19 protein-coding genes and 1 pseudogene are annotated in these 22071 nt (G+C 61.0%); 11 read left to right on the top strand and 9 right to left on the bottom strand.

Features of this window, described 5'->3' with window-relative positions:
- From AAEZ09_RS27095 to AAEZ09_RS27075, 5 genes are all read left to right on the top strand, one after another.
- Positions 1-732 carry an adenosylcobinamide-GDP ribazoletransferase gene (locus tag AAEZ09_RS27095; RefSeq protein WP_350601452.1) on the top strand — a complete coding sequence of 244 codons (732 nt, stop codon included), beginning with the start codon at positions 1-3 and terminating at the stop codon, positions 730-732.
- Between the two features lie 157 nt (positions 733-889).
- On the top strand, positions 890-1294 hold the full coding sequence (locus AAEZ09_RS27090) for a MarR family winged helix-turn-helix transcriptional regulator (protein ID WP_045060570.1): 405 nt from the start codon (positions 890-892) through the stop codon (positions 1292-1294).
- Positions 1295-1346: 52 nt separating this feature from the next.
- Positions 1347-2555: an MFS transporter gene (locus tag AAEZ09_RS27085; RefSeq protein WP_350601451.1), complete on the top strand. Its 1209-nt coding sequence runs from the start codon at positions 1347-1349 to the stop codon at positions 2553-2555.
- Positions 2552-2674, top strand: a complete 123-nt coding sequence (locus AAEZ09_RS27080; protein ID WP_269082904.1) for a hypothetical protein — start codon at positions 2552-2554, stop codon at positions 2672-2674. Before AAEZ09_RS27085 ends, AAEZ09_RS27080 begins: the two co-directional genes overlap by 4 nt.
- Positions 2675-2757: 83 nt before the next feature.
- Positions 2758-3309 carry a glutathione peroxidase gene (locus tag AAEZ09_RS27075; protein WP_122838010.1) on the top strand — a complete coding sequence of 184 codons (552 nt, stop codon included), beginning with the start codon at positions 2758-2760 and terminating at the stop codon, positions 3307-3309.
- 77 nt (positions 3310-3386) lie between these two features.
- Here AAEZ09_RS27075 and AAEZ09_RS27070 read toward each other — a convergent pair whose 3' ends face one another.
- The 3 genes from AAEZ09_RS27070 to AAEZ09_RS27060 all read right to left on the bottom strand — a co-directional run bounded on the left by AAEZ09_RS27070 (position 3387) and on the right by AAEZ09_RS27060 (position 5787).
- Positions 3387-4658 (bottom strand): OmpP1/FadL family transporter, encoded by a 1272-nt coding sequence (locus AAEZ09_RS27070; RefSeq protein WP_045060573.1) that lies wholly within the window; start codon positions 4656-4658, stop codon positions 3387-3389.
- A 146-nt stretch (positions 4659-4804) separates the two neighbouring features.
- A complete protein-coding gene (locus tag AAEZ09_RS27065) occupies positions 4805-5287 on the bottom strand; it encodes a hypothetical protein (protein ID WP_350601449.1) in 483 nt (160 codons plus the stop codon).
- 275 nt (positions 5288-5562) lie between these two features.
- Complete coding sequence (locus AAEZ09_RS27060; RefSeq protein ID WP_008031832.1) at positions 5563-5787, bottom strand: hypothetical protein; 225 nt, start codon at positions 5785-5787, stop codon at positions 5563-5565.
- A 983-nt stretch (positions 5788-6770) separates the two neighbouring features.
- On the opposite strand from AAEZ09_RS27060, the gene AAEZ09_RS27055 reads away from it, so the two are divergent.
- Complete coding sequence (locus AAEZ09_RS27055; protein WP_082069201.1) at positions 6771-7094, top strand: SEL1-like repeat protein; 324 nt, start codon at positions 6771-6773, stop codon at positions 7092-7094.
- Positions 7095-7269: 175 nt separating this feature from the next.
- Entirely contained in the window at positions 7270-8634 is a 1365-nt protein-coding gene (locus AAEZ09_RS27050) for a DNA recombination protein RmuC (protein WP_163019378.1), read from the top strand.
- A gap of 104 nt (positions 8635-8738) precedes the next feature.
- Here the strand turns inward: AAEZ09_RS27050 and AAEZ09_RS27045 are convergent, their stop codons facing one another.
- Positions 8739-12209: a hybrid sensor histidine kinase/response regulator gene (locus tag AAEZ09_RS27045; RefSeq protein ID WP_045060577.1), complete on the bottom strand. Its 3471-nt coding sequence runs from the start codon at positions 12207-12209 to the stop codon at positions 8739-8741.
- Positions 12210-12305: 96 nt separating this feature from the next.
- Between AAEZ09_RS27045 and AAEZ09_RS27040 the strand changes: the two are divergent.
- The 3 genes and pseudogenes from AAEZ09_RS27040 to AAEZ09_RS27030 form a co-directional block, all read left to right on the top strand.
- Positions 12306-12564: pseudogene (locus tag AAEZ09_RS27040) on the top strand (MFS transporter); the annotation flags it as partial.
- A gap of 113 nt (positions 12565-12677) precedes the next feature.
- Positions 12678-13814: a TDT family transporter gene (locus AAEZ09_RS27035; RefSeq protein WP_350601447.1), complete on the top strand. Its 1137-nt coding sequence runs from the start codon at positions 12678-12680 to the stop codon at positions 13812-13814.
- A gap of 112 nt (positions 13815-13926) precedes the next feature.
- Positions 13927-15801, top strand: coding sequence for an MFS transporter (locus AAEZ09_RS27030; protein ID WP_350601446.1), 1875 nt, complete (start codon positions 13927-13929; stop codon positions 15799-15801).
- Positions 15802-15845: 44 nt separating this feature from the next.
- On the opposite strand, the gene AAEZ09_RS27025 is transcribed toward AAEZ09_RS27030, so the two are convergent.
- From AAEZ09_RS27025 to AAEZ09_RS27005, 5 genes are all read right to left on the bottom strand, one after another.
- Positions 15846-16772, bottom strand: a complete 927-nt coding sequence (locus AAEZ09_RS27025; RefSeq protein WP_045060582.1) for a GGDEF domain-containing protein — start codon at positions 16770-16772, stop codon at positions 15846-15848.
- Positions 16773-17146: 374 nt separating this feature from the next.
- On the bottom strand, positions 17147-17887 hold the full coding sequence (locus tag AAEZ09_RS27020) for a YciK family oxidoreductase (RefSeq protein WP_266018519.1): 741 nt from the start codon (positions 17885-17887) through the stop codon (positions 17147-17149).
- Positions 17888-17995: 108 nt separating this feature from the next.
- Entirely contained in the window at positions 17996-18667 is a 672-nt protein-coding gene (gene mupP / locus AAEZ09_RS27015; RefSeq protein WP_350601444.1) for an N-acetylmuramic acid 6-phosphate phosphatase MupP, read from the bottom strand.
- Positions 18668-18671: 4 nt separating this feature from the next.
- Positions 18672-19370: a bifunctional 2-polyprenyl-6-hydroxyphenol methylase/3-demethylubiquinol 3-O-methyltransferase UbiG gene (gene ubiG / locus AAEZ09_RS27010; RefSeq protein WP_045060585.1), complete on the bottom strand. Its 699-nt coding sequence runs from the start codon at positions 19368-19370 to the stop codon at positions 18672-18674.
- Between the two features lie 57 nt (positions 19371-19427).
- The gene (locus AAEZ09_RS27005) at positions 19428-20762 is read right to left on the bottom strand and encodes a TRZ/ATZ family hydrolase (protein WP_045060586.1); all 1335 of its coding nucleotides are present in this window, start codon (positions 20760-20762) and stop codon (positions 19428-19430) included.
- Positions 20763-20869: 107 nt separating this feature from the next.
- Here AAEZ09_RS27005 and mtnA point away from each other — a divergent pair, with 107 nt between their 5' ends.
- A complete protein-coding gene (gene mtnA / locus AAEZ09_RS27000) occupies positions 20870-21946 on the top strand; it encodes an S-methyl-5-thioribose-1-phosphate isomerase (protein WP_122838021.1) in 1077 nt (358 codons plus the stop codon).
- Positions 21947-22071: the final 125 nt, after the last annotated feature.

Here is a 22071-nt window from a genome sequence, read left to right as displayed (position 1 = left end):
ATGCTGCCATTCTGGATCGCCCTGCAATTCCTCAGCAGCCTGCCGGTACGCCTCCCGGGCATGCCGACACCTCAGGAGCTCGGGCGCTCACTGCTGTTTTATCCGCTGGTGGGGTTGCTGTTTGGCGTAATTTTGTGGGGGCTGAACGGCCTCCTCAATGGCAGCCCTTCAGTGCTGCACGCTGCACTGTTGCTGACGGCCTGGGTGCTGTTGAGCGGCGGCTTGCACCTCGATGGCCTGGCCGACAGCGCTGATGCGTGGCTTGGCGGGTTTGGCGACCGTGAACGCACCCTGACCATCATGAAGGACCCGCGCAGCGGACCCATCGCAGTGGTTACGCTGGTGCTGGTAATGCTGCTTAAATTTGCCGCGTTGCTGGCGTTGATCGAGCAGCAACATGGGGTCTATTTGCTGGTAGTCCCGCTGATTGGGCGCGCTGCCCTGCTGGGGCTGTTTCTGACCACGCCTTATGTGCGTGCCGGCGGGCTGGGGCAGGCGCTGGCTGATCATCTGCCGCGCTCGGCGGGCAAGCTGGTGCTGGCACTCAGTGCGTTGGCCTGTGTGTTGCTGGCGGGGCTCAATGGCGTTTCTGCGCTGGTCATGGCGGGGTTGGCGTTTGCCTGGCTGCGGCAGTTGATGCTGCGGCGATTGGGCGGTACCACCGGGGATACGGCGGGGGCGCTGCTGGAGTTGCTGGAGGTTGGGGTGTTGGTTGGGTTGGTGTTGGTCTGATTAGACTTGATTACCTGTGGGCGCAAAGCTTGCTCTCGATCGCGTGCTACCAGGCGACATGACCACTGAATGTCACATCGCCATCGCGAGCACGCTTTGCTCCTGCAGTTACTGTAGAAAACTTGATTAATCTCACTCGCGGGTATATACACGCATCATGCTCGACTCCCAATGTTTATGCATCAACCTGCGTCGCGCCGCTCGTGGCGTCAGCAGGCATTACGACGGCGCTCTCGATGGCTTCGGAATCAACGTTGCCCAGTATTCTTTGCTGTGCAACCTGCAACGCCTGGACCAGCCGAGTATTTCCACCCTGGCCGAGGCCATGGGGCTGGATCGCAGCACGTTGGGGCGCAACCTGCGGGTACTGGAAGGGGAAGGGCTGGTGATGCTGGTCGAGGGCGAGGACATGCGCAATCGCATCGTCAAGCTCACCGACGCTGGCGCCGAACGCCTGGCGGCTGCCTTGCCAGCCTGGGAGGCTGCGCAACAGCGGCTGGTTGATCGCCTGGGCGCGGAAAAACGCGAAACCTTGCTCAAACTGCTGGACGAACTGGCTTGAAGCCGGCGCGTTCGAATATAAGCGGGTATATACCCGCTATCGGAGAATAATAATGACATCGATGTGGCGTACGTGCGGTTGGGTGTTGCTGGGCAGTGCGCTGATTCTTGCGTTGTCGCTGGGCGTTCGCCATGGCTTTGGCCTGTTCCTGGCGCCGATGAGTGCCGAGTTTGGCTGGGGCCGCCAAACCTTTGCCTTTGCCATCGCTCTGCAGAATCTGATCTGGGGCCTGGCGCAACCCTTCACCGGCGCCCTGGCGGATCGTTTTGGCGCGGCCAAGGTCGTGTTGATCGGCGGGGTGCTATACGCCGCTGGCCTGGTGTGCATGGGCCTTTCCGATTCGGCGGTGACCTTGTCCCTGAGTGCCGGCCTGCTGATCGGGATCGGATTGTCAGGCACGTCGTTCTCGGTGATTCTCGGGGTGGTGGGGCGCGCGGTACCACCGGAAAAACGCAGCATGGGCATGGGCATCGCCAGTGCGGCCGGCTCGTTTGGCCAATTCGCCATGCTGCCCGGCACCCTGGGGCTGATCGGTTGGCTGGGCTGGTCTGCAGCCTTGCTGGTGCTGGGCTTGCTGGTGGCATTGATCGTCCCCTTGGTCGGCATGCTCAAGGACAAACCCCTGCCGTCCCTCGGTCATGAGCAAACGCTGGGAGAAGCGCTGCGCGAAGCCTGTTCCCATTCGGGGTTCTGGCTGCTGGCGTTCGGCTTTTTCGTCTGCGGTTTCCAGGTGGTATTCATCGGCGTGCACCTGCCGGCCTACCTGGTGGATCAGCACCTGCCGGCAACGGTCGGCACCACGGTGCTGGCGCTGATCGGCCTGTTCAACATCTTCGGCACCTACACGGCTGGCTGGCTCGGCGGGCGCATGTCCAAGCCGCGCCTGTTGACCGGCTTATACCTGCTGCGCGCGGTGGTCATCGGGTTGTTCCTGTGGGCGCCCGTCACCACCACCACCGCGTACCTGTTCGGCATGGCGATGGGCTTCCTGTGGCTGTCCACGGTGCCATTGACCAACGGCACCGTCGCCACCTTGTTTGGCGTGCGAAACCTGTCCATGCTCGGGGGCATTGTTTTCCTGTTTCACCAGTTGGGCTCGTTCCTGGGCGGCTGGCTGGGCGGGGTGGTGTATGACCGGACCGGGAGCTATGACTTGATCTGGCAAGTGGCGATTCTTCTCAGCCTGTTGGCGGCGGCCCTTAACTGGCCGGTGCGCGAGCGGCCCGTGGCGCGGTTGCAGACGCAGTTGAGTGCATCATGAGTCGTATCTGGCCGCGTGTTGCCCTGGCGGCTGCTGGCGCCTTGCTGCTGGCCCTGGTGTGGTGGGGCTGGCACCAGGGCGGGCTGGCATTGATGCAGTTGGGCATGGGAGTTTGTTAGAGCTGTTTGCCTGACTGGTGCTTGCTAGAAAGAGGTGCGCGCGAGTAACTTTGCTCTGACGACCTTCTCAAGGATGCACGGATATGTTGACGCGCTGGTTAGCCGTTCCCGCGTTACTGATTGCGTTTTCTGGACTGGCCCAGGCAGCCGAATGCCCGGAACTGCTACAGGGCTCGCTACCGAAGTTGCGCGCCAAGGAATCGATCGATTTGTGCCAGCGCTTTGCTGGCAAGCCGCTGGTGGTTGTCAATACCGCCAGCTTCTGTGGGTTCGCCCCGCAGTTCAAGAGCCTTGAAGCGCTCAATCAGCGCTACAAGGCTCAGGGACTGGAGGTGATCGGCGTGCCCTCCAACGACTTCAAGCAGGAGTCCAAGGACGACGCCGAGACCGCCAAGGTCTGCTACGTCAATTACGGTGTGACGTTCACCATGACCGAGCCGCAGAAAGTGCGCGGTGACGACGCGACTCACCTGTTCAAGGTGCTGGCCGAACAGACTGGCGCGCCCAAATGGAATTTCTACAAATACGTGGTTGATCGCCAGGGCAAGGTGATTGCCAATTTCTCCAGCCTGACCAAGCCGGATGACCCTGAATTCATCGCTGCTGTCGAGAAGGCCATCGCCTCGCAACCCTGATTGACGCCCATTAAAAAGCCCCGCTTCTGTCGCACAGAGCGGGGCTTTTTTGATTCAGGCGCTCAAGGCGTCTTTCATCAGAAGCGGTAGGTCGCGCCTACACCGAAACCATTCGCCCAGTTTTGATACTTGGCGTTGTAGCTCTGGCCGCGGTCGTTGCTGTTGTTGACCTTGACTGCTTCTTCACGCAGGTACGAATACGCCACGTCGATGGTCAGGTCGTCGGTCGGGCTCCAGCCGGCGCCCAGGCTGAAAATCTTGCGATCGCCAGTCGGAATGCGTGGGGAGCGGTCGACGTTGTTGGTCGGCGACTGGTCGAAGGACAGGCCGGTGCGCAGGACCCATTGCTTGTTAAGCTGGTAGGACGCGCCGATGGCGTGAGCCCAGGTGTCGTGCCAGTTCTGCTCTTCGGTGATGCTGCCGAATTGGCCATTGAGCACCCCGGGTACACCGCTGTTTTCCACGGTGATTTCTTTCAGGCGGCTCCAGCGAGTCCAGGTGCTGCCGGCGTACAGGGTCCACTGGTCATCAAGCTGATGGGTCACCGAGAAGTCGACCGACTCAGGCGTCGTCAGGTCCAGGGACGCGTCGTACTTCTGGCTCGGGTTCTGGCCGATCAGGCCCAGGACGTTGTAGTTGACCTTGGTGTTGCCTTCGAGCTTGTACTTCACTTTCGAGTGGTAGGTCAGGCCCATGCGGGTGCTGTCGGTGGCTTGTACCAGAACGCCGATGTTGTAGCCCAGCGCGGTGTCGTCACCCTTGATCTTGACTTCGCCATCGCCGGCGGCCTGGGTGATCGACAGGTTCGATTCCAGTTTGCCGTCGATGCGGTTGATGGTCGGACCGAAGCCGATCGACACCTTGTCGTTGAAGGCGTAGCTGACGGTCGGTTGCAGGGTCACGACTTTAACGTCGCTCTTGCTGCCGAAGTAGCGACCGCCGAAGTTGCTCTCGTAGTCGGTCACCAGGCCGAAGGGTGCGTAGACGCCTACGCCCACTGCCCACTTGTCATCGATCGGCTTGACGTAGTAGCCCATCGGCACAGCGATGAACGGGACCATGTCACCGTGGTTGGTGCCGCCGTTCGGGCTGGAGCTGGCGCGGCTGATATCGGTGTGTGCGTCGAGCATTGCAGCGCCGCCGGTGACTTGTTCGCGCTTGATGCGCGACATGCCGGCAGGGTTGCCAAAAATGGTGCTTGCGTCATCGGCAGAGGAAGATCGCCCGGCAAAACCTGTACCCATCCCGCTGATACTTTGTTCGTTGATGGCAAAGCCAGCTGCAAAGATCTGGGTGGATGCCAAGGTAACGGCGAGGCTAAGGGTGGTTTTGAGCATTACTTTTTTCATTATTAGAACTCCTGGTGATCACCGGGGCGAAAATTACCAACATTTTCGTCCCAGCGCTATAGGCTGTAATGCTTGAGTTAGAGCGGTTTTGTAGGACAATCAGACCGGATTCGCCGCGAGTTGGGCGATTTTGTGAAGTGGGTGGATCAGCAGGCGACCTGATTCAGCGTTGAAACACAGGTATGCCAGGCGTAGGTGAAATCACGGAGGCGGCCTTGGGGCTGGAAGGTCTGGCGCCAGATGCGGGCCATCGCTAGCAGATCATCGGCTTCGGGGAGCGAGGTGTTTTGTTCTTCTACCAGCAGCCAGGCGATGGCGGTGGCGTAACGCAGGTTGACGGTCAATTCCAGATGCGGGCTGCTGAGGAATGCATGCTGGCTCGCCAGGCCCCGCACCAGGCTGGCACGCTCCGGGTCCAGGGCCAGGTAATGATCCCATAGCGCCTGGTGGCGCGGTTCGGCGATACGGTACAGGCCGTGGCCACGGCGGTCGTGCAGGGCGGAACCAAGGGCTGACTGGCTGGCGGCGATACCCAGCAGCAGGGATTCGGCAGTTGCGCTGTGGCGTCCGAGGTAGAGCAAGGTCGGACGGATCACATAGCGGCACAGTTCGCTGGCAGCGATACCCATAAAGCCCTCGGAGCGGAAGTGGTCGGCGATACCTGAAAGGGGGCCTTGGCAGCGATGGATCGGTTCAGGCTCGCCGGAAGCGGATCAAGCCGCTTGAGTTGAAGTGTAGTGTCATATTCGCGACGTAAAGGCCTGTTTTTAAAATATTTCCGCCGGCCAGTTATAACCGTTATATCGGTTGGTGCTTAAGCTTTGGCGGCTGGAAGGGAAATATCAGGCAATAAAAAGCCCCGCGTTTTAAGCGAGGCTTTTGATGTTTCAGTCTTTCTGGCGTATCAGGCAACCAGTGCCTGACGGGTACGCTCGATCACGGCCTGCAGCGGTTCGGCGCTGGAGTACTGATCGGGGTAGAGGCGTTCGCTGTGACGAGCGATGCCGTGTTCGTTGACCAGAGTGAAGCTGAAGCAGCCTTTGCGAGCGGCCATGATCAGGCAGTTCATTGGTGCAAAAGCGTTGGTTAGGGTGCGGATAGCATCCTGGGTGTGGATTTGAGTAGTCATTATTGGGTGTTCCTACAAGCGACACGGATAAGAGCCGTGCAAAATTAAAACGTTCCAGTGACGACGACCACCGTTGGTCGACCGAAGAACCCGACTGGAACAAAGCAGCCAGTTTGAAGCGCTGATAATTGGCGCGCTTGGGCTGGCAGGTAGGTACTTAGGAGGGCAGGCAACACATCAAGGGCAAAGGTTCTGGGCCCGGGGTGAAGATCCTGATCAATTTGCAGGCTGGTTCGGTCAGAGTAAGTGGGCCTGGCAATACCCTTTGCTTTCGATCAAAGGCTGTATTGACGCAAGGTTTACCTGGAAACCATCGAGGTGGTCGGTCCCGCTTGTTCGGATGGGCTTCGTTTATGAAGGCTGTCCGGGGGGATTTGTTCGACCAGAATTGACTTTCAGCTTGGTACTAACGCCGTAGATAATAACAAAACGATTTTGGTAATGGAAGGGGTATAAGCAAAGAAACCTTTGTGATCACAATCGAACGAGTTTTTCAGGTATGGCCGTTGGTCGGGTGCGCTGTCCAGTAGCACAGAATCCGACCGCTGGTTGAGCACGCAGGCTTGGCCCCAGACCGGTCTGGATCAAGGGTTGTGAACGAGTAATCAACAGGTTCGTAGCGCAAAATGCGCCGAAAAAGCGCATTGATATAACCGTCGCGAAGGTACTTGTGCACATTAGTTGCGCACGCTGTCACGGCACTGTCATCTGACTCGCAAGCGCAGTGGGTGCCTGTAACCAAAATTTAAGTCAATGAAAAACATCGCTTTTTTTTACTGGTGAAAAAATCGTCAGTTTGACTGCGAGCCCCATTCCACAGGGGTTTGCGAGAGTTCAAGGCAGGTTGTCCACTGAGTTATCCACAGCTTCTGTGGATTGTCCCGAGCGCTTGCTCTAGGACGGGCGTGCCGGGTTTTTTAAGCTTTACCTGTAGGAAAAAAAGAGTAGAGTGGCGCGCCTTCCGATCTGCCCTACAGTGTTTTATGAAGTTTCGTTCAGTATCAGTTTCCGTAACCTCTTCACCCACCGCCGCTGTCCCTCCCAAACGCTTTTCCATGCGTGTGGCCGAGTGGCTTCTGGACAGCCCGCGCCTGGGCGACAACCCGAACGTGAAACACCTCGCCGGACGTCTGCTCAAGCAGCCGGCACGGGAAGGCGTGGTGGCAGCGCAAAGCCGCCTCGGCCAGCTGATGTGTCGTGAGTGCGGCAATGCCCGCGATCGCCGCATCGGCCAGGACCTGCTGCGCCAGGCGGCGCGGGCAGGGGATCGGCGCGCACAGCGGGAACTGGGGCTGGTCGAAGACTGAGCTGTCCAAGACCTGACGCCTTGGTTAACCTTCAAGCTTTATCTCATCGGCAGGAGCGGCTATGGCTATGGACTTGACCAGCATTTTGCTTGGTCTTGCGGGGGCTGCCCTGCCGTTGTTGGTACTCGCCTGGCAATTGCAGCGCCGCGCCAGCGTGACGCAGGCGCAAGTGGCATTGCTGCAGGAGCGGCTGGCGATGTCCCTGCTGGCGCAGGATGGCCTGAACGCCCAGCTGGAAACCAGCCGAGATGAAATCGCTGACCTCAGTCAGATCAACACGTCCAGGCAGGCCGAGCTGGCCGCACTGCGCCGCGAAGTCGAACTGTTGCAGGTCGAGCGCGACGACGCCCGGGACGCCGCGCATGCCTGGAACATCGAGCGCGCTGGCAAAGAGGCTGAGCTGCGCCGTCTCGACGCCCAGGCCGCTTCCCTGCATGCCGAGCTGCGCGAACAACAGGAAAGCCATCAGCAACGGCTCAGCGACCTCCAGGGCTCGCGGGATGAGTTGCGTGCCCAGTTCGCCGAACTGGCTGGCAAGATCTTCGATGAGCGCGAGCAGCGGTTCGCCGAGACCAGCCAGCAGCGCCTGGGCCAGTTGCTGGATCCGCTGAAAGAGCGCATCCAGTCATTCGAAAAGCGTGTCGAAGAAAGTTACCAGGCTGAGGCGCGGGAGCGTTTCTCGCTGGCCAAGGAACTGGAGCGCCTGCAGCAGTTGAACCTGCGGTTGAGCGACGAAGCCACCAACCTGACCCGCGCACTCAAAGGGCAGAAAACCCAGGGCAACTGGGGTGAGCTGATCCTTGAGCGGGTGTTGGAACACGCGGGCCTGGAGAAGGGCCGCGAGTACCAGACTCAGGTCACGCTCAAAGGTCCCGACGGCGAGCGGTTCCAGCCGGACGTCATCATCTATTTGCCGGGCGACAAGCAGGTGGTGGTCGACTCCAAGGTCAGCCTGACGGCTTACCAGCAGTACGTGGCGGCTGATGATGAGGCCATCGGCCAGATCGCCCTCAAGCAACATGTGCTGTCCCTGCGCACCCATGTCAAAGGCTTGTCCGGCAAGGACTACAAGCGTCTCGACGGCTTGCACAGCCTGGATTTCGTGTTGCTGTTCGTGCCGATCGAAGCGGCGTTCTCGGCGGCGCTGCAGGCGGAGCCGACGTTGTTCCAGGAAGCATTCGACCGCAACATCGTGATCGTCAGCCCGACCACCTTGCTGGCGACTCTGCGGGTGATCGACAGCCTGTGGAAACAGGAGCGCCAGAGCCAGAACGCGCGGGAAATCGCCGAGCGGGCCGGTTGGCTGTATGACAAGTTCGTGTTGTTCATCCAGGACCTGGACGAGGTCGGCAATCGCCTGCAACAGTTGGACAAGGCCTACAGCTCGGCGCGCAACAAGCTGACAGAGGGCCGGGGCAACCTGGTCAGTCGCAGTGAGCAGCTGAAGTTGCTGGGCGCGCGGGCGAGCAAGAGCCTGCCGGCGGATCTGCTGGAGCGGGCGATGACGGATGTGGATGGTTTGGCGGAGTTGCCGGAGTAGAAGCCCCAGAATCAAAAGATCGTCCGAACGCGGCCCGAGCCTTCGGCAGCTCCTACATCGGATGGTGTACAGCCCTGTAGGAGCTGCCGAAGGCTGCGATCTTTTTAAAGCGGCAAATGCTTGCTCAACAACGCCCTCAGCGCCGCCGGCTTAACCGGTTTGGCCAGGTAACCAAGCCCTGCCGCATGCACCTGGGCGACCATCTCCGGCCGACCATCGGCACTGATCACCACCCCCGGCACAGGCTCACCCAGGCGAGTGCGTAGCCAGGCCATCAATTCGGTGCCGGTTTCGCCGTCGTCCAGGTGGTAATCGACCAGCGCCAGTTGCGGGCGCATCCCCTCGCTGAGCAGGGCCGCGCACTCATCGCGATTGCGCGCAGTCCACACCTGGCAGCCCCAGCGAGTCAGCAGGCTGTTCATGCCGATAAGGATACTGTCCTCGTTGTCGACGCAGAGCACCTGGGCACCACTCAACAATTTGCCGTTGAGCTCGGCAGTCTTGACCGGCAACGCCGCCTGCGCCCGGGCCAAAGGCACGCACACGCTGAACACACTGCCACGCCCGGGCCGTGAGCGGACTTGCAGGCGATGGCCTAAAACCCGACACAGGCCGTCGGCAATCGCCAGGCCCAGGCCCAGGCCTTTCTCGGCGCGAGTCTGATGACTGTCGAGGCGTTTGAATTCTTCGAAAATGACCTTCTGCTTGTCCTCGGCAATGCCCGGCCCGCGATCCCAGACCTCCAGCCACACCTCGCCCTGGCGTCGCCGGACGCCCAGCAGCACCGGGCCTTTGGCGTAACGGAAAGCGTTGGTAAGGAAATTCTGCAAAATGCGCCGCAGCAATTTGATGTCGCTTTCGACCCGCAACTTGCTGCCGCGCACGCGGAATTTCAGGCCCTGGTCCCTGGCGAGCGCCTTGAACTCCGCACCCAGCACATCGAACAGCTCATTGAGCTCGAACGGCTTCGAATCGGGGTTGATCTTGCCGTTTTCCAGGCGGGAAATGTCCAGCAAGTCGCTGATCAGGTCTTCGGCAGAGCGCAACGAGGTGTCCAGGTGCTGTACCAGTTTTTGTGCTTCGCTGGACAGGCCGTCGTCCTGATGGGAGAGGGCGGCGGAGAACAGTCGGGCGGCGTTCAGCGGCTGCATCAGGTCGTGACTGACCGCCGCGAGGAAGCGGGTCTTGGACTGATTGGCAGACTCGGCGGTACCTTTGGCCTCGGTGAGGGCGACGTTGAGTTGCGACAGTTCGTGGGTGCGTTCGGTCACCCGGCGTTCCAGGCCTTCATTGGCTTCGGTCAGCGCCTGTTCGGCCTCACGGAACGCGGTGATGTCGGTGAAACTCATGACGAAGCCGCCGCCGGGCATCGGGTTGCCGATCAGCTCGATCACCCGGCCATTCGGAAACAGCCGCTCGGACGTGTGGGCGCGGCCCTGGCGCATCCAGTGCAGGCGGCGGGCGACGTGCACTTCCGCTTCGCCCGGGCCACACAGGCCGCGCTCGGCGTTGTGCCGAATGATGTCGGCAATCGGCCGGCCGACGCTGATCAGGCCATCCGGGTAGTTGAACAGTTCGAGGTAGCGCCGGTTCCACGCCACCAGCTTCAGCGACTGGTCGACCACGCTGATACCCTGGGTGATGTTTTCGATCGCGCCTTGCAGCAACGCACGGTTGAATTGCAGGACTTCGGAGGCTTCGTCGGCGATTCGGACGACATCCTCGAGTTGCATCTCGCGGCCTTCGATCGCCGCTTTCACCACTGCGCGAGTAGACGAGGCACCCAGGACGCCCGCCAGCAAGCGCTCGGTGTGGGCGATCCACTCGCCGTCGGCATTCTGGTTCGGGTTGAAGCCTTTGCCCTGGCGATAGGCGAAGCGGATGAAACTCTGGCGGGCACGTTCCTCACCGACAAAGCGTGCAGCGAGCTGCAGCAGGTCGTCGATCTGCACCGCCAGCATCGAGCGAGCGCTTGGCCGGGCGCTGATTTCCTGGCCAATGAATCGACCGGCCTGCCAGTGTTCGGACACCCGTGTGCGCGACAGTACCGAGACCCAGGCGAATAGCGTGAAGTTGCCCACCAGCGACAGCACCACCCCTTGAGTCAGTGGGGTAATGGGCAGATTCAGCGGATTGCTCTGCAGCCAGCCCAGGCCGGGGAAGGTGCTCAGCGACCAGCCCAGGCTGTGCGCCGCAATCGGCAGCACCAGGGTGTAGAACCAGAGAAAGGTCCCGGCGGCCAGGCCGGCGAAAACGCCGCGGCGGTTGGCCTGCTTCCAGTAAAGTGCGCCCAGCATGGCGGGGGCCAGTTGGGTTACGGCGGCAAAAGCGATCTGGCCGATGGTCGCCAGGCTCGCGGTGGAGCCCAGCAGGCGATAGCTGACGTACGCCAGCAGCAGGATCACCACAATGCTGACCCGGCGCACCGACAGCATCCACTGGCGGAACACTTCGAACGGGCGCTCTGCATTGTTGCGCCGCAGCAACCATGGCAACAGCATGTCGTTGGAAACCATGGTCGACAGCGCGACACTCGCCACGATCACCATACCTGTCGCCGCGGAGGCACCGCCAATAAACGCCAGCAGCGCCAGGGCAGGGTGGGCCTGGGCCAGCGGCAGGCTGATGACGAACGAATCCGGCAGCACCGAGCTGGGCAACAGCATCTGCCCGGCCAGGGCGATCGGCACGACAAACAGCGCGGCCAGGGCCAGATAGGCCGGAAACACCCACTTGGCCAGGCGCAGATCCTGCGGGTCGATGTTTTCCACTACGGTCACGTGGAATTGCCGGGGCAGGCAGATGATCGCCATCATCGCCACCCCGGTCTGCACGATCATCGATGGCCAGTTGATCGTCTCCTTCCAGTACTGCTCCAGGCGCGGGGCCAGCATGGCCTGGTCAAACAGGTCTTCGAAACCGTCGTACAAACCATAAGTCACGAACGCACCCACCGCGAGGAAGGCGAACAGCTTGACCAGCGATTCAAAGGCAATGGCCAGCACCATGCCGCGGTGGTGTTCGGTGGCGTCGAGGTTGCGAGTGCCGAACACAATGGTGAACAGTGCCAGCACCAGTGACACGATCAGTGCCGTGTCCTGGGCCCGCACGCCCATCGCGTCGGCACCGGCGCCGATCAGCAGGTTTACGCCGAGCACGATGCCCTTGAGCTGCAGGGCGATGTAGGGCAATACCCCGACCAGGCAGATCAACGCCACCACTACCGCCAAGGATTGGGATTTGCCATAACGCGCGGCGATGAAGTCGGCAATGGAGGTGATGTTCTCCTGCTTGCTGATCATCACCATTTTCTGCAGCACCCACGGCGCGCACACCAGCAGCAGAATCGGCCCGAGGTAGATCGGCAGGAATGACCAGAGCTGTTCGGCGGCCTGGCCCACGGCGCCGAAGAACGTCCAGCTGGTGCAATACACCGCCAGCGACAGGCTATAGACCCACGCACGCACCCGCGGCGGCAGCGGCGTGGCGCGACGGTCGCCGTAGAAGGCGATGGCAAACATGATGGCCATATAGGCCAGGGCGACGGCGGCGATCAGCCCGCTGGACAGCGACATGAGAACTCCAGGGCAAAGACATCCGGGACTCCATCCCGGTCAGACAGTCTCGCACGATGCAAGGGGTTAGTCAGTGTCGACCAAGGTCGTGGCTTGGCGGGGTTTCTTGGCGCGGTGCGCAGCCTCGTACCGCTGGCCTTGCCCCACGAGCGGGCCGGTTTGATGTCGGCGTTCTATGCGCTCAGCTATCTGGCGTTCTGCCTGCCAGCGTTGCTGGCCGGCAGCCTGACTCGCACCTTTGGCCTGGTGGCCTCCACCGACGGCTATGGTGCGGTATTGATAGTCCTGGCGCTGGGGGGCGTTGTTTACGCTGGTGCGCCAGCGGCCAGTGAAAGTGTGTAGCGAGGTCCGGTAACCGCTATGGTCTATATCTGCAAAACAGATAACAGTTAGAGATATTACCCGTTATATAGATATTCGATTCGGATCTACCATGAATTCCACCTCACCAGAGGACAGGAGTTCGCCATGACATGCACCACCCTCAAGCCCTTCACTCAGTTGCAGCACCCCCGCGAAGTCGTTCGCCAGTTCACGCCGAACTGGTTCGCCGCCACCATGGGCACCGGTGTATTGGCCCTGGCGCTGGCTCAGCTGCCATTTAACGTGCCGGGCCTGCGCGCTGCGGCCGAAGCGCTGTGGCTGTTCAATATCGGTTTGTTCGCGTTGTTCACCGTACTGTACGCGGCGCGCTGGACATGGTTTTTTCACGAGGCGCGGCGCATCTTCGGGCATTCCACGGTATCGATGTTCTTCGGCACCATCCCCATGGGCCTGGCGACCATCATCAACGGCTTCCTGGTGTTCGGCCTGCCGCGCAGGGGTGAGGGCGTGATTCAACTGGCCGAGGCGCTGTGGTGGCTGGACGTGGCGATGGCGCTGGCGTGTGGGGTGTTGATTCCCTACATGATGTTCACCCGGCAAGAGCACAGCATCGACCAGATGACCGCCGTCTGGCTGTTGCCGGTGGTCGCGGCGGAAGTGGCCGCGGCCAGTGGTGGCTTGCTCGCGCCGCACCTGGCCGACGCACATTCGCAGCTGGTGGTGCTGGTGACCAGCTACGTACTCTGGGCCTTCTCCCTGCCAGTGGCCTTCAGCATCCTGACCATCCTGATGCTGCGCATGGCCCTGCATAAACTGCCTCACGAAAACATGGCCGCTTCGAGCTGGCTGGCGCTGGGCCCCATTGGTACCGGTGCGCTCGGCATGTTGCTGCTGGGCGGCGATGCGCCGGCGATCTTCGCGGCCAATGCAATGGGCGGCATCGGTGAAATAGCCGCTGGCCTGGGCCTGATCGCCGGGATCACGCTGTGGGGGTTCGGCCTGTGGTGGATGCTGATTGCGCTGCTGATCACGGTGCGCTACCTGCGTGCGGGCATTCCATTCAACCTGGGCTGGTGGGGCTTTACCTTTCCCCTCGGCGTGTATGCCCTGGCCACCTTGAAACTGGCCAACGTCCTGAGCCTGATGTTCTTCAGCCTGTTCGGCTGCCTGCTGGTGGCCATGCTCGCGGTGATGTGGCTGATCGTCGGTAAACGCACGGTGCAAGGCGCGTGGCGCGGCGAGCTGTTCGTCTCACCTTGCATTGCAGGTTTAAGGAAATAAACGGCGAACACAGGTAATTTGTGGCCTGAAGCAGGATTTGTCATTCCAAGTACTGTATGCACTGGTTTAGACGCCACTCATTACCCAAAATCATCACGGGGACACACGGAAGATGAGTCATCCCTCACAGTTCACTTTGCTGCGCACCCGGCGTTTCCTGCCGTTTTTCGTGACACAGTCCCTCGGGGCATTCAACGACAACATATTCAAGCAGTCACTGATCCTCGCCATCCTGTACAAGTTGACCATCGATGGCGATCGCTCGATCTGGGTCAATCTGTGTGCGTTGCTGTTTATCCTGCCGTTTTTCCTGTTCTCGGCGCTGGCCGGTCAGTTCGGCGAGAAGTTTGCCAAGGACACGCTGATCCGCCTGATCAAGCTCGGGGAAATCGCCATCATGGCGGTCGGCGCGGTGGGTTTCATGTTCGACCACCTGTGGTTGATGCTGCTGGCGCTGTTTGCCATGGGCACTCACTCCGCGCTGTTTGGTCCGGTGAAATACTCGATCCTGCCCCAGGCCTTGCGCGATGAGGAGCTGGTGGGCGGCAACGGGCTAGTGGAAATGGGCACCTTCCTGGCGATTCTCGCGGGCACCATCGGCGCCGGCATCATGATGTCGTCCAGTCATTACGCACCGATTGTTTCCACCGCTATCATCGGCGTGGCCGTGCTCGGCTACCTCGCCAGTCGCAGCATTCCGCGTGCCGCCGCGTCATCTCCGCAGATGCGCCTGAACTGGAACATCTTCAGCCAGTCCTGGGCGACCTTGAAACTGGGCCTGGGGCAGACTCCGGCGGTGTCGCGTTCGATCGTCGGCAACTCGTGGTTCTGGTTTGTCGGTGCGATCTACCTGACGCAGATCCCGGCTTACGCCAAGGAATGGATGCACGGCGACGAGACCGTAGTGACGTTGATCCTGACGGTGTTTTCGGTGGGTATCGCGCTGGGCTCGATGCTGTGCGAGAAGCTCTCGGGGCGCAAAGTCGAGATCGGTCTGGTGCCATTCGGCTCGTTTGGCCTGACGGTGTTCGGACTGTTGCTGTGGTGGCATTCCGGCGGGATTCCGGACAGCGTCACGGGCCACAGCTGGCTTGAAGTGCTGGGGTTCGCCCATACCTGGCTGGTGTTGATCGACATCCTGGGACTCGGCGTATTTGGCGGTTTTTACATCGTTCCGCTGTACGCGCTGATCCAGTCGCGCACGCCGGAGAACGAGCGGGCGCGGGTCATCGCTGCCAACAACATCCTCAACGCGCTGTTCATGGTGGTCTCGGCGATTGTCTCGATCGTTCTGCTGAGCATGGTCGAGCTGTCGATCCCGCAGCTGTTCCTGGTGGTGTCGCTGCTCAACATCGGCGTCAATGCCTACATCTTCAGCATTGTTCCCGAGTTCAGCATGCGCTTCATGATCTGGCTGCTCAGCCATTCCATGTACCGCGTCGAGCATCGCAACCTGGAGCAGATTCCTGATGAAGGCGCGGCATTGCTGGTGTGCAACCACGTATCCTTTGTTGACGCCTTGCTGATTGGCGGGGCGGTGCGCCGGCCGATTCGCTTTGTGATGTACTACAAGATCTACAACCTGCCGGTGCTCAATTTCATCTTTCGCACAGCCGGGACGATCCCGATCGCCGGGCGCCAGGAAGATATCCAGATCTACGAGAAGGCCTTCACGCGCATTGCTCAATACCTCAAGGAGGGTGAACTGGTGTGCATCTTTCCGGAAGGCAAGCTGACCGTCGATGGCGAAATCAACGAGTTCAGGGGCGGTTTGACGCGCATTCTCGAAGAAACACCGGTGCCGGTGATTCCGCTGGCGTTGCAGGGGTTATGGGGAAGTTTCTTCAGCCGCGATCCGGGCAAGGGATTATTTCGTCGATTGTGGTCGAGGGTGACCCTGGTGGCCGGGGCCGCAGTGCCCGTCGAGGACGCCGAGCCGGCCAAGCTGCAGAACCTGGTGGGCGAGCTGCGTGGTGCAGTGCGCTGAAACAGTCGCCGCGGGCCGCATGATCAGCGTGCCCGCAAGCGAACTCAGCCGGCCATGGCCAGCCGGTTACGGCCTTCGCGCTTGGCCACGTACAGCGCGCTATCGGCCCGGCGCAACAGGCTCTCGGCCGATTCGCCGGGCAGCAAGGTCGAACAGCCAAGGCTCACCGTCAATTCAATGGATTTACCGTCCGCCAGGTACTCCCTGGTCTGGGTGGCAAAACGCAGGCGCTCGCCGACCATGGCCGCCGCTTCACGGCCGGTGTTGGACAGCAGGATCAGAAACTCCTCGCCGCCATAGCGGAACACCATGTCCACATTGCGCAACTGGCCCTTGATCGAGGCAGCAACGGCCTTGAGCACTTCATCACCCGCGCTGTGCCCATGAGTGTCGTTGATGCACTTGAAGTGGTCGATGTCCAGCATCAATAGCGACAGCGGCTGCAAATGCCGGCGCGACATGTCGATTTCCCGCTGCAGCGTCTGGTCCATGGCGACACGGTTGCCGGTGTCCGTCAGTGGATCGCGCAAGGCGCTCTGCGTGGCCACTCGGTAGAGCAGGGCGTTGCGCATCGGAAACAGCAGTGCAGACAACAGTGATTCGAGGTTGCCCTGCTCCTGTTCGGTGAAGCGCTGATTGCGGCGGAACGTCAGCTCGCCCAGATGTTCGCCCTCATGGCTCAGGCTGTAGCTGATGGAGTGGTGGCCGCGCTGGCCGAATTCCAGGCGCAGGTCGCTGGCCTTGTGCTGGTAGCTCAAGGCGTCGAGTGGCACGAGTCGCTGGATCTCGCGGAAGAAGAGCCCGAGTATGCGCTGTGGCTCCAGGCTGGTTTGCAGTTGCAACACCAGCTGCTGGCGTACTTGCGCAAGACTGATGGGCCTTTCCAGAATCCGGGGCTGTTGACCAAAGCCCAGGCGTTGCAATTTGGCACTGTCGAAGTCAATTGCGTTGGTCTGGGAAGGTGATTTCATATTGCATGCGCCCCTGAGCAGTAAGACTGTCTTACAAGCTGGGTGAGAGCGGCTTGTGGGCTGCGCGTCATACTGATCCGTCAGTCCCGTAGGACATCTGTGCCAAGTCTAGTCCGCTTTGCCGACGATTAGTAACCTATCGACTGGAGCCCTGCCCCTATCTGCTATCACTCGCGTGTCTGAGCAAAGTTAGAGCGAAACTCATGCCATTCGGTTCATTTGAATAAAAGTTATTTTAAATCAATAAGTTGTTTGCTGGCTAAGGCGTTTGGTCAGGAATCGGTGACGGATGTTTGACTTAAATAAGGCTCAGTTGCGTCGCCTGACAGGTGCCGCGGCGAAAAGCCGGCGCGGCACGAAGGCGACGTGCGGTATTACTGGGCGTTAAAAGCCTGACCGTTGACCCCGGAACTGTCCGGGCCCATCAGGTACAGATAGACCGGCATGATCTCCTCGGGAGTCGGGTTGTTCAGCGGATTTTCCCCGGGGTAAGCCTGGGCGCGCATGCTGGTGCGGGTCGCGCCCGGGTTGATGCTGTTGGAGCGCACCGGCGCAACGGTATCGACCTCGTCGGCCAGCGTTTGCATCAGGCCTTCGGTGGCGAACTTGGACACACCGTAAGCGCCCCAGTACGCCCGGCCCTTGCGCCCGACGCTGCTGGAGGTGAACACCACCGAGGCGTCCTGGGACAGCTTGAGCAGCGGCAGCAGGGTGCTGGTGAGCATGAACATGGCATTGACGTTGACTTGCATGACGCGCATGAAGTTTTCGCCCGACAGCTGTTCGATCGGCGTACGCGGGCCAATGATCGAGGCGTTGTGCAGCAGGCCGTCGAGGTGGCCGAACTCGGTTTCGATCATCGCCGCCAGTTCATCGTATTGATGGGGCAGGGCGGTTTCGAGGTTGAACGGGATGACGGCCGGTTGCGGGTGGCCAGCGGCTTCGATCTCGTCGTAGACCTGGGTCAGATTGGCTTCGGTCTTGCCCAGCAGCAATACGGTGGCGCCGTGAGCGGCGTAGGTCTTGGCTGCGGCAGCGCCGATGCCACGGCCGGCACCGGTGACCAGGATGACCCGGCCGTTGAGCAGGTCGGGGCGGGCGGAATAATCAAACATGAGAACCTCGAACAAAAACCATTAGCGAGCCCAAAAGATCGCAGCCTGCGGCAGCTCCTACAGTGGTCGGCGTAGGAGCTGCCGAAGGCTGCGATCTTTTGACTTTAATCAGCAACTACACAAAGCGCTATCAAGCACCTTGCGCAACTCCAGCGGATGATCCACCACCACATCCGCCCCCCAGTGCCGCGGGTTATCGTCCGGATGAATGTAGCCGTAGGTGACCGCCGCAGTGCGGGTCCCGGCATCACGGCCGGACTCGATATCGCGCAGGTCATCGCCCACGAACAGCACGCTGGCCGGGTCCAGGTCGAGCATCTTGCACGCAAGGATCAACGGCTCCGGGTCCGGCTTGCTGTTCTTCACATGATCCGGGCAGATCAGCAGTGCCGAACGCTCGGCCAGGCCCAGTTGCTGCATGATCGGCTCGGCGAAGCGCACCGGTTTGTTGGTGACCACGCCCCAGATCAGGTTGGCTTTCTCGATGTCGTCCAGCAGTTCGCCCATGCCGTCGAACAGCTTGCTGTGCACCGCACATCCCTTGAGGTAGCGCTCGAGGAATTCCAGGCGCAGCGCTTCGAAGCCGGGCGCCTCCGGGTCCATGGTAAAGGTCGCTGCGACCATCGCCTTGGCGCCACCGGAGATTTCGTCGCGGATGTACTTGTCATTGATGGCCGGCAGGCCGCGCTCGGCGAGCATGGCCTGGCAAATGGCAATGAAGTCCGGCGCGGTGTCGAGCAGCGTGCCATCCATGTCGAAAAGGACCGCTCTGATACGCATCGGCTTACTCCTCGCGCAGGGTCTGGATCATGTAGTTGACGTCCACGTCGGAAGCCAGTTTGTAGTGCTTGGTCAGCGGGTTGTAGGTCAGGCCGATGATGTCCTTGACCGTCAGGCCGGCCATGCGGCTCCAGGCACCCAGTTCCGAGGGGCGAATGAATTTCTTGAAGTCATGGGTGCCGCGAGGCAGCAGCTTCATGATGTATTCGGCGCCGACGATGGCGAACAGGTAGGCCTTGGGATTGCGGTTGATGGTGGAGAAGAACACCTGGCCGCCGGGCTTGACCATGCGGTAGCAGGCGCGGATCACCGAGGACGGATCCGGTACGTGCTCGAGCATTTCCAGGCAGGTAACGACGTCGAACTGCTCGGGCATTTCTTCGGCCAGGGCTTCGGCAGTGATCTGCCGGTATTCGACGGTGACACCCGATTCCAGCTGGTGCAATTGAGCGACCGCCAGCGGGGCTTCGCCCATGTCGATGCCCATGACTGTCGCGCCGCGCTGGGCCATGGCCTCACTGAGAATGCCGCCGCCGCAACCGACGTCGAGGACTTTCTTGCCGGCCAGGTTGACGCGTTCGTCAATCCAGTTGACCCGCAGCGGGTTGATATCGTGCAGCGGCTTGAACTCGCTCTCGCGGTCCCACCAGCGATGGGCCAGGGCTTCGAATTTGGCGATTTCGGCGTAGTCGACGTTGCTCATGGTTCAATCCTCTAAAACTTGAAAAATCCTGTTGCCCCGGAATCTGTTCCGGGGGGCTTACGATTCGGTGCGGCCGCTGATGCGCTGGCCCCAGGCCTTGGCGGTGGCACACAGGTGCTCTTCGTCAAGGCGGGTCAGGCGACGGTCGTCGAGCAATTGCTTGCCGGCGACCCACAGGTGTTTCACGCAGTCGCGACCGGTGGCATATATAAGCTGCGAAACCGGGTCATACACGGGTTGTTGCGCCAGCCCGGACAGATCGAACGCCACGATGTCCGCCGCCTTGCCGACTTCCAGCGAACCCACTTCGGCATCGATCCCCAGCGCCCGGGCGCCGTTGAGCGTGGCCATGCGCAGCGCGCGATGGGCATCCAGGGCGGTGGCCGAGCCGGCGACGGCCTTGGCCAGCAACGCAGCGGTGCGGGTTTCGCCGAGCAGATCCAGGTCATTGTTGCTGGCGGCACCATCGGTACCCACGGCTACATTGACCCCGGCCTGCCATAAACGCTCCACCGGGCAGAATCCGCTGGCCAGCTTGAGGTTCGACTCCGGGCAGTGGATAACGTTGGTATTGCTTTCTACCAGCAGTTGCAGGTCTTCATCGCTGATCTGGGTCATGTGCACCGCCTGGAAGCGCGGCCCCAACAGTCCCAGGCGAGCGAGCCGGGCCAGCGGGCGTTCGCCGCGCTGTTCTACCGACTGCTGCACTTCAAAAGCTGTCTCATGCACGTGCATGTGAATGGAGGCATCCAGCTCTTCGGCGATCACGCGGATTTTCTCCAGGTTTTCGTCGCCCACCGTGTAGGGTGCATGGGGGCCGAAGGTGATCCTGATGCGCTCATGGTGCTTGAGATCGCCAAACAGCTCCACGCCCTGACGAATGGCTTCGTCCGCCGTGCTGGCGCCGGGAATGGGGAAGTCGAGGATCGGAATCGCGATTTGCGCTCGAATACCGCTGTTGTGCACGCGCTCGCTGGCAACCTTGGGGAAGAAGTACATGTCAGAGAAGCAGGTGATGCCGCCTTTGATCTGTTCGGCGATTGCCAGGTCGGTGCCGTCACGCACGAATTCTTCATCGACCCACTTGGCTTCGGCGGGCCAGATGTGGTTTTCCAGCCAGGTCATCAGGGGCAGGTCATCGGCCAGGCCACGGAACAGCGTCATGGCCGCATGGCCGTGGGCATTGATCAGGCCCGGGCTGAGCAGCATGTCCGGCAATTCCCGTACTTCGCGGGCCTCAAGCTTCAATGCCGCGCTGCGTGGGCCGATAAATACGATGCGCCCGTCGCGGATGCCGATGGCGTGCTCCTTGAGGACTACGCCAGCGGGTTCGACGGGTACCAGCCAGGTCGGCAGCAACAACAGGTCGAGCGCAGCGGCAGTGTTCGGCATCGAGGATCGGTTCCAGGGCTTTTGTAAAGGATGGCGAAGTATACCCGAGCGTCTTGGCGGGGGGATCGCTATAATCGGCGGCTTTGTTTCTGAGTGCGGGGTGAATAATGCGCGATCGACTGTTGGCTGCGGAGAAAGTGAAGGCCATCGATTGGCGCGATGGCGCCCTGTACCTGCTGGATCAGCGTGTTCTGCCGTTCGAGGAAACCTGGATCGCCTATACCGATGCCGCCGGTGTCGCCGAGGCTATTCGCTCTATGGTGGTGCGTGGCGCTCCGGCGATTGGCATCAGTGCGGCCTATGGCATCGTGCTGGCGGCGCGCGCCCGTGTTGCCCAAGGCGGCGACTGGTATGCGGCGCTGGAAGAGGATTTTGCCCTGCTGGCCGACTCTCGACCTACTGCGGTCAACCTGTTCTGGGCCCTGGGGCGCATGCATGATCGGCTTGATCGCGTGAAGAGTCAGGCTGACCCGCTGGCGGCGCTGGAAGCTGAAGCCATTGCCATTCACGAAAGTGATCGCGAAGCCAACCTGACCATGGCACAACTGGGCGTGGACCTGATCCGCAAGCACCAGGGTAACGCCCAGGCGATCCTCACCCATTGCAACACCGGCGCGCTGGCCACTGGCGGGTTCGGCACGGCGCTGGGGGTGATTCGCGGCGCGTTCATCGAAGGCATGGTCGAGCGCGTTTATGCCGACGAAACCCGGCCGTGGCTGCAGGGTTCACGGCTGACGGCCTGGGAGCTGGCAAATGAAGGCATCCCGGTGACGGTCAACGCCGACTCCGCGGCAGCGCATATCATGAAGACCAAAGGCATTACCTGGGTCATCGTCGGCGCTGACCGGATCACGGCCAATGGCGATGTGGCGAACAAGATCGGCACCTATCAGCTGGCGGTCAATGCCATGCACCACGGCGTACGCTTCATGGTGGTGGCGCCGAGTTCGACCATCGACATGCAACTGGCGAGCGGCGACGACATTCCGATCGAGGAGCGTGACGGGCGCGAGTTGCTGGAAGTCGGCGGCAAGCGGGTCGGCGCGGATGTCGATGCGTTCAACCCGGTGTTTGACGTGACGCCTGCGGACCTGATCGATGCGATCGTGACCGAGAAGGGCATTGTCGAGCGTCCGGACACCGCGAAGATGGCGCAGTTGATGTGCCGCAAGCGTCTGCATTGATTATTAGTGGCGTTCCACGGGACGCCATCGCCAGCAGGCTGGCTCCCACAGGGTTTGTGATCGATTCGGATCAATGTGGGAGCCAGCCTGCTGGCGACTAGGGTCTGAAAGTCAGTAAGGCTGGC

Origin of the sequence: Pseudomonas sp. 65/3-MNA-CIBAN-0223 (assembly GCF_040310425.1) — a bacterium.
Classification (GTDB): Bacteria; Pseudomonadota; Gammaproteobacteria; order Pseudomonadales; family Pseudomonadaceae; genus Aquipseudomonas; species Aquipseudomonas gregormendelii.
Note: the sequence above shows the minus strand (reverse complement) of the source record. Positions and strands in the feature narration are given on the sequence as shown.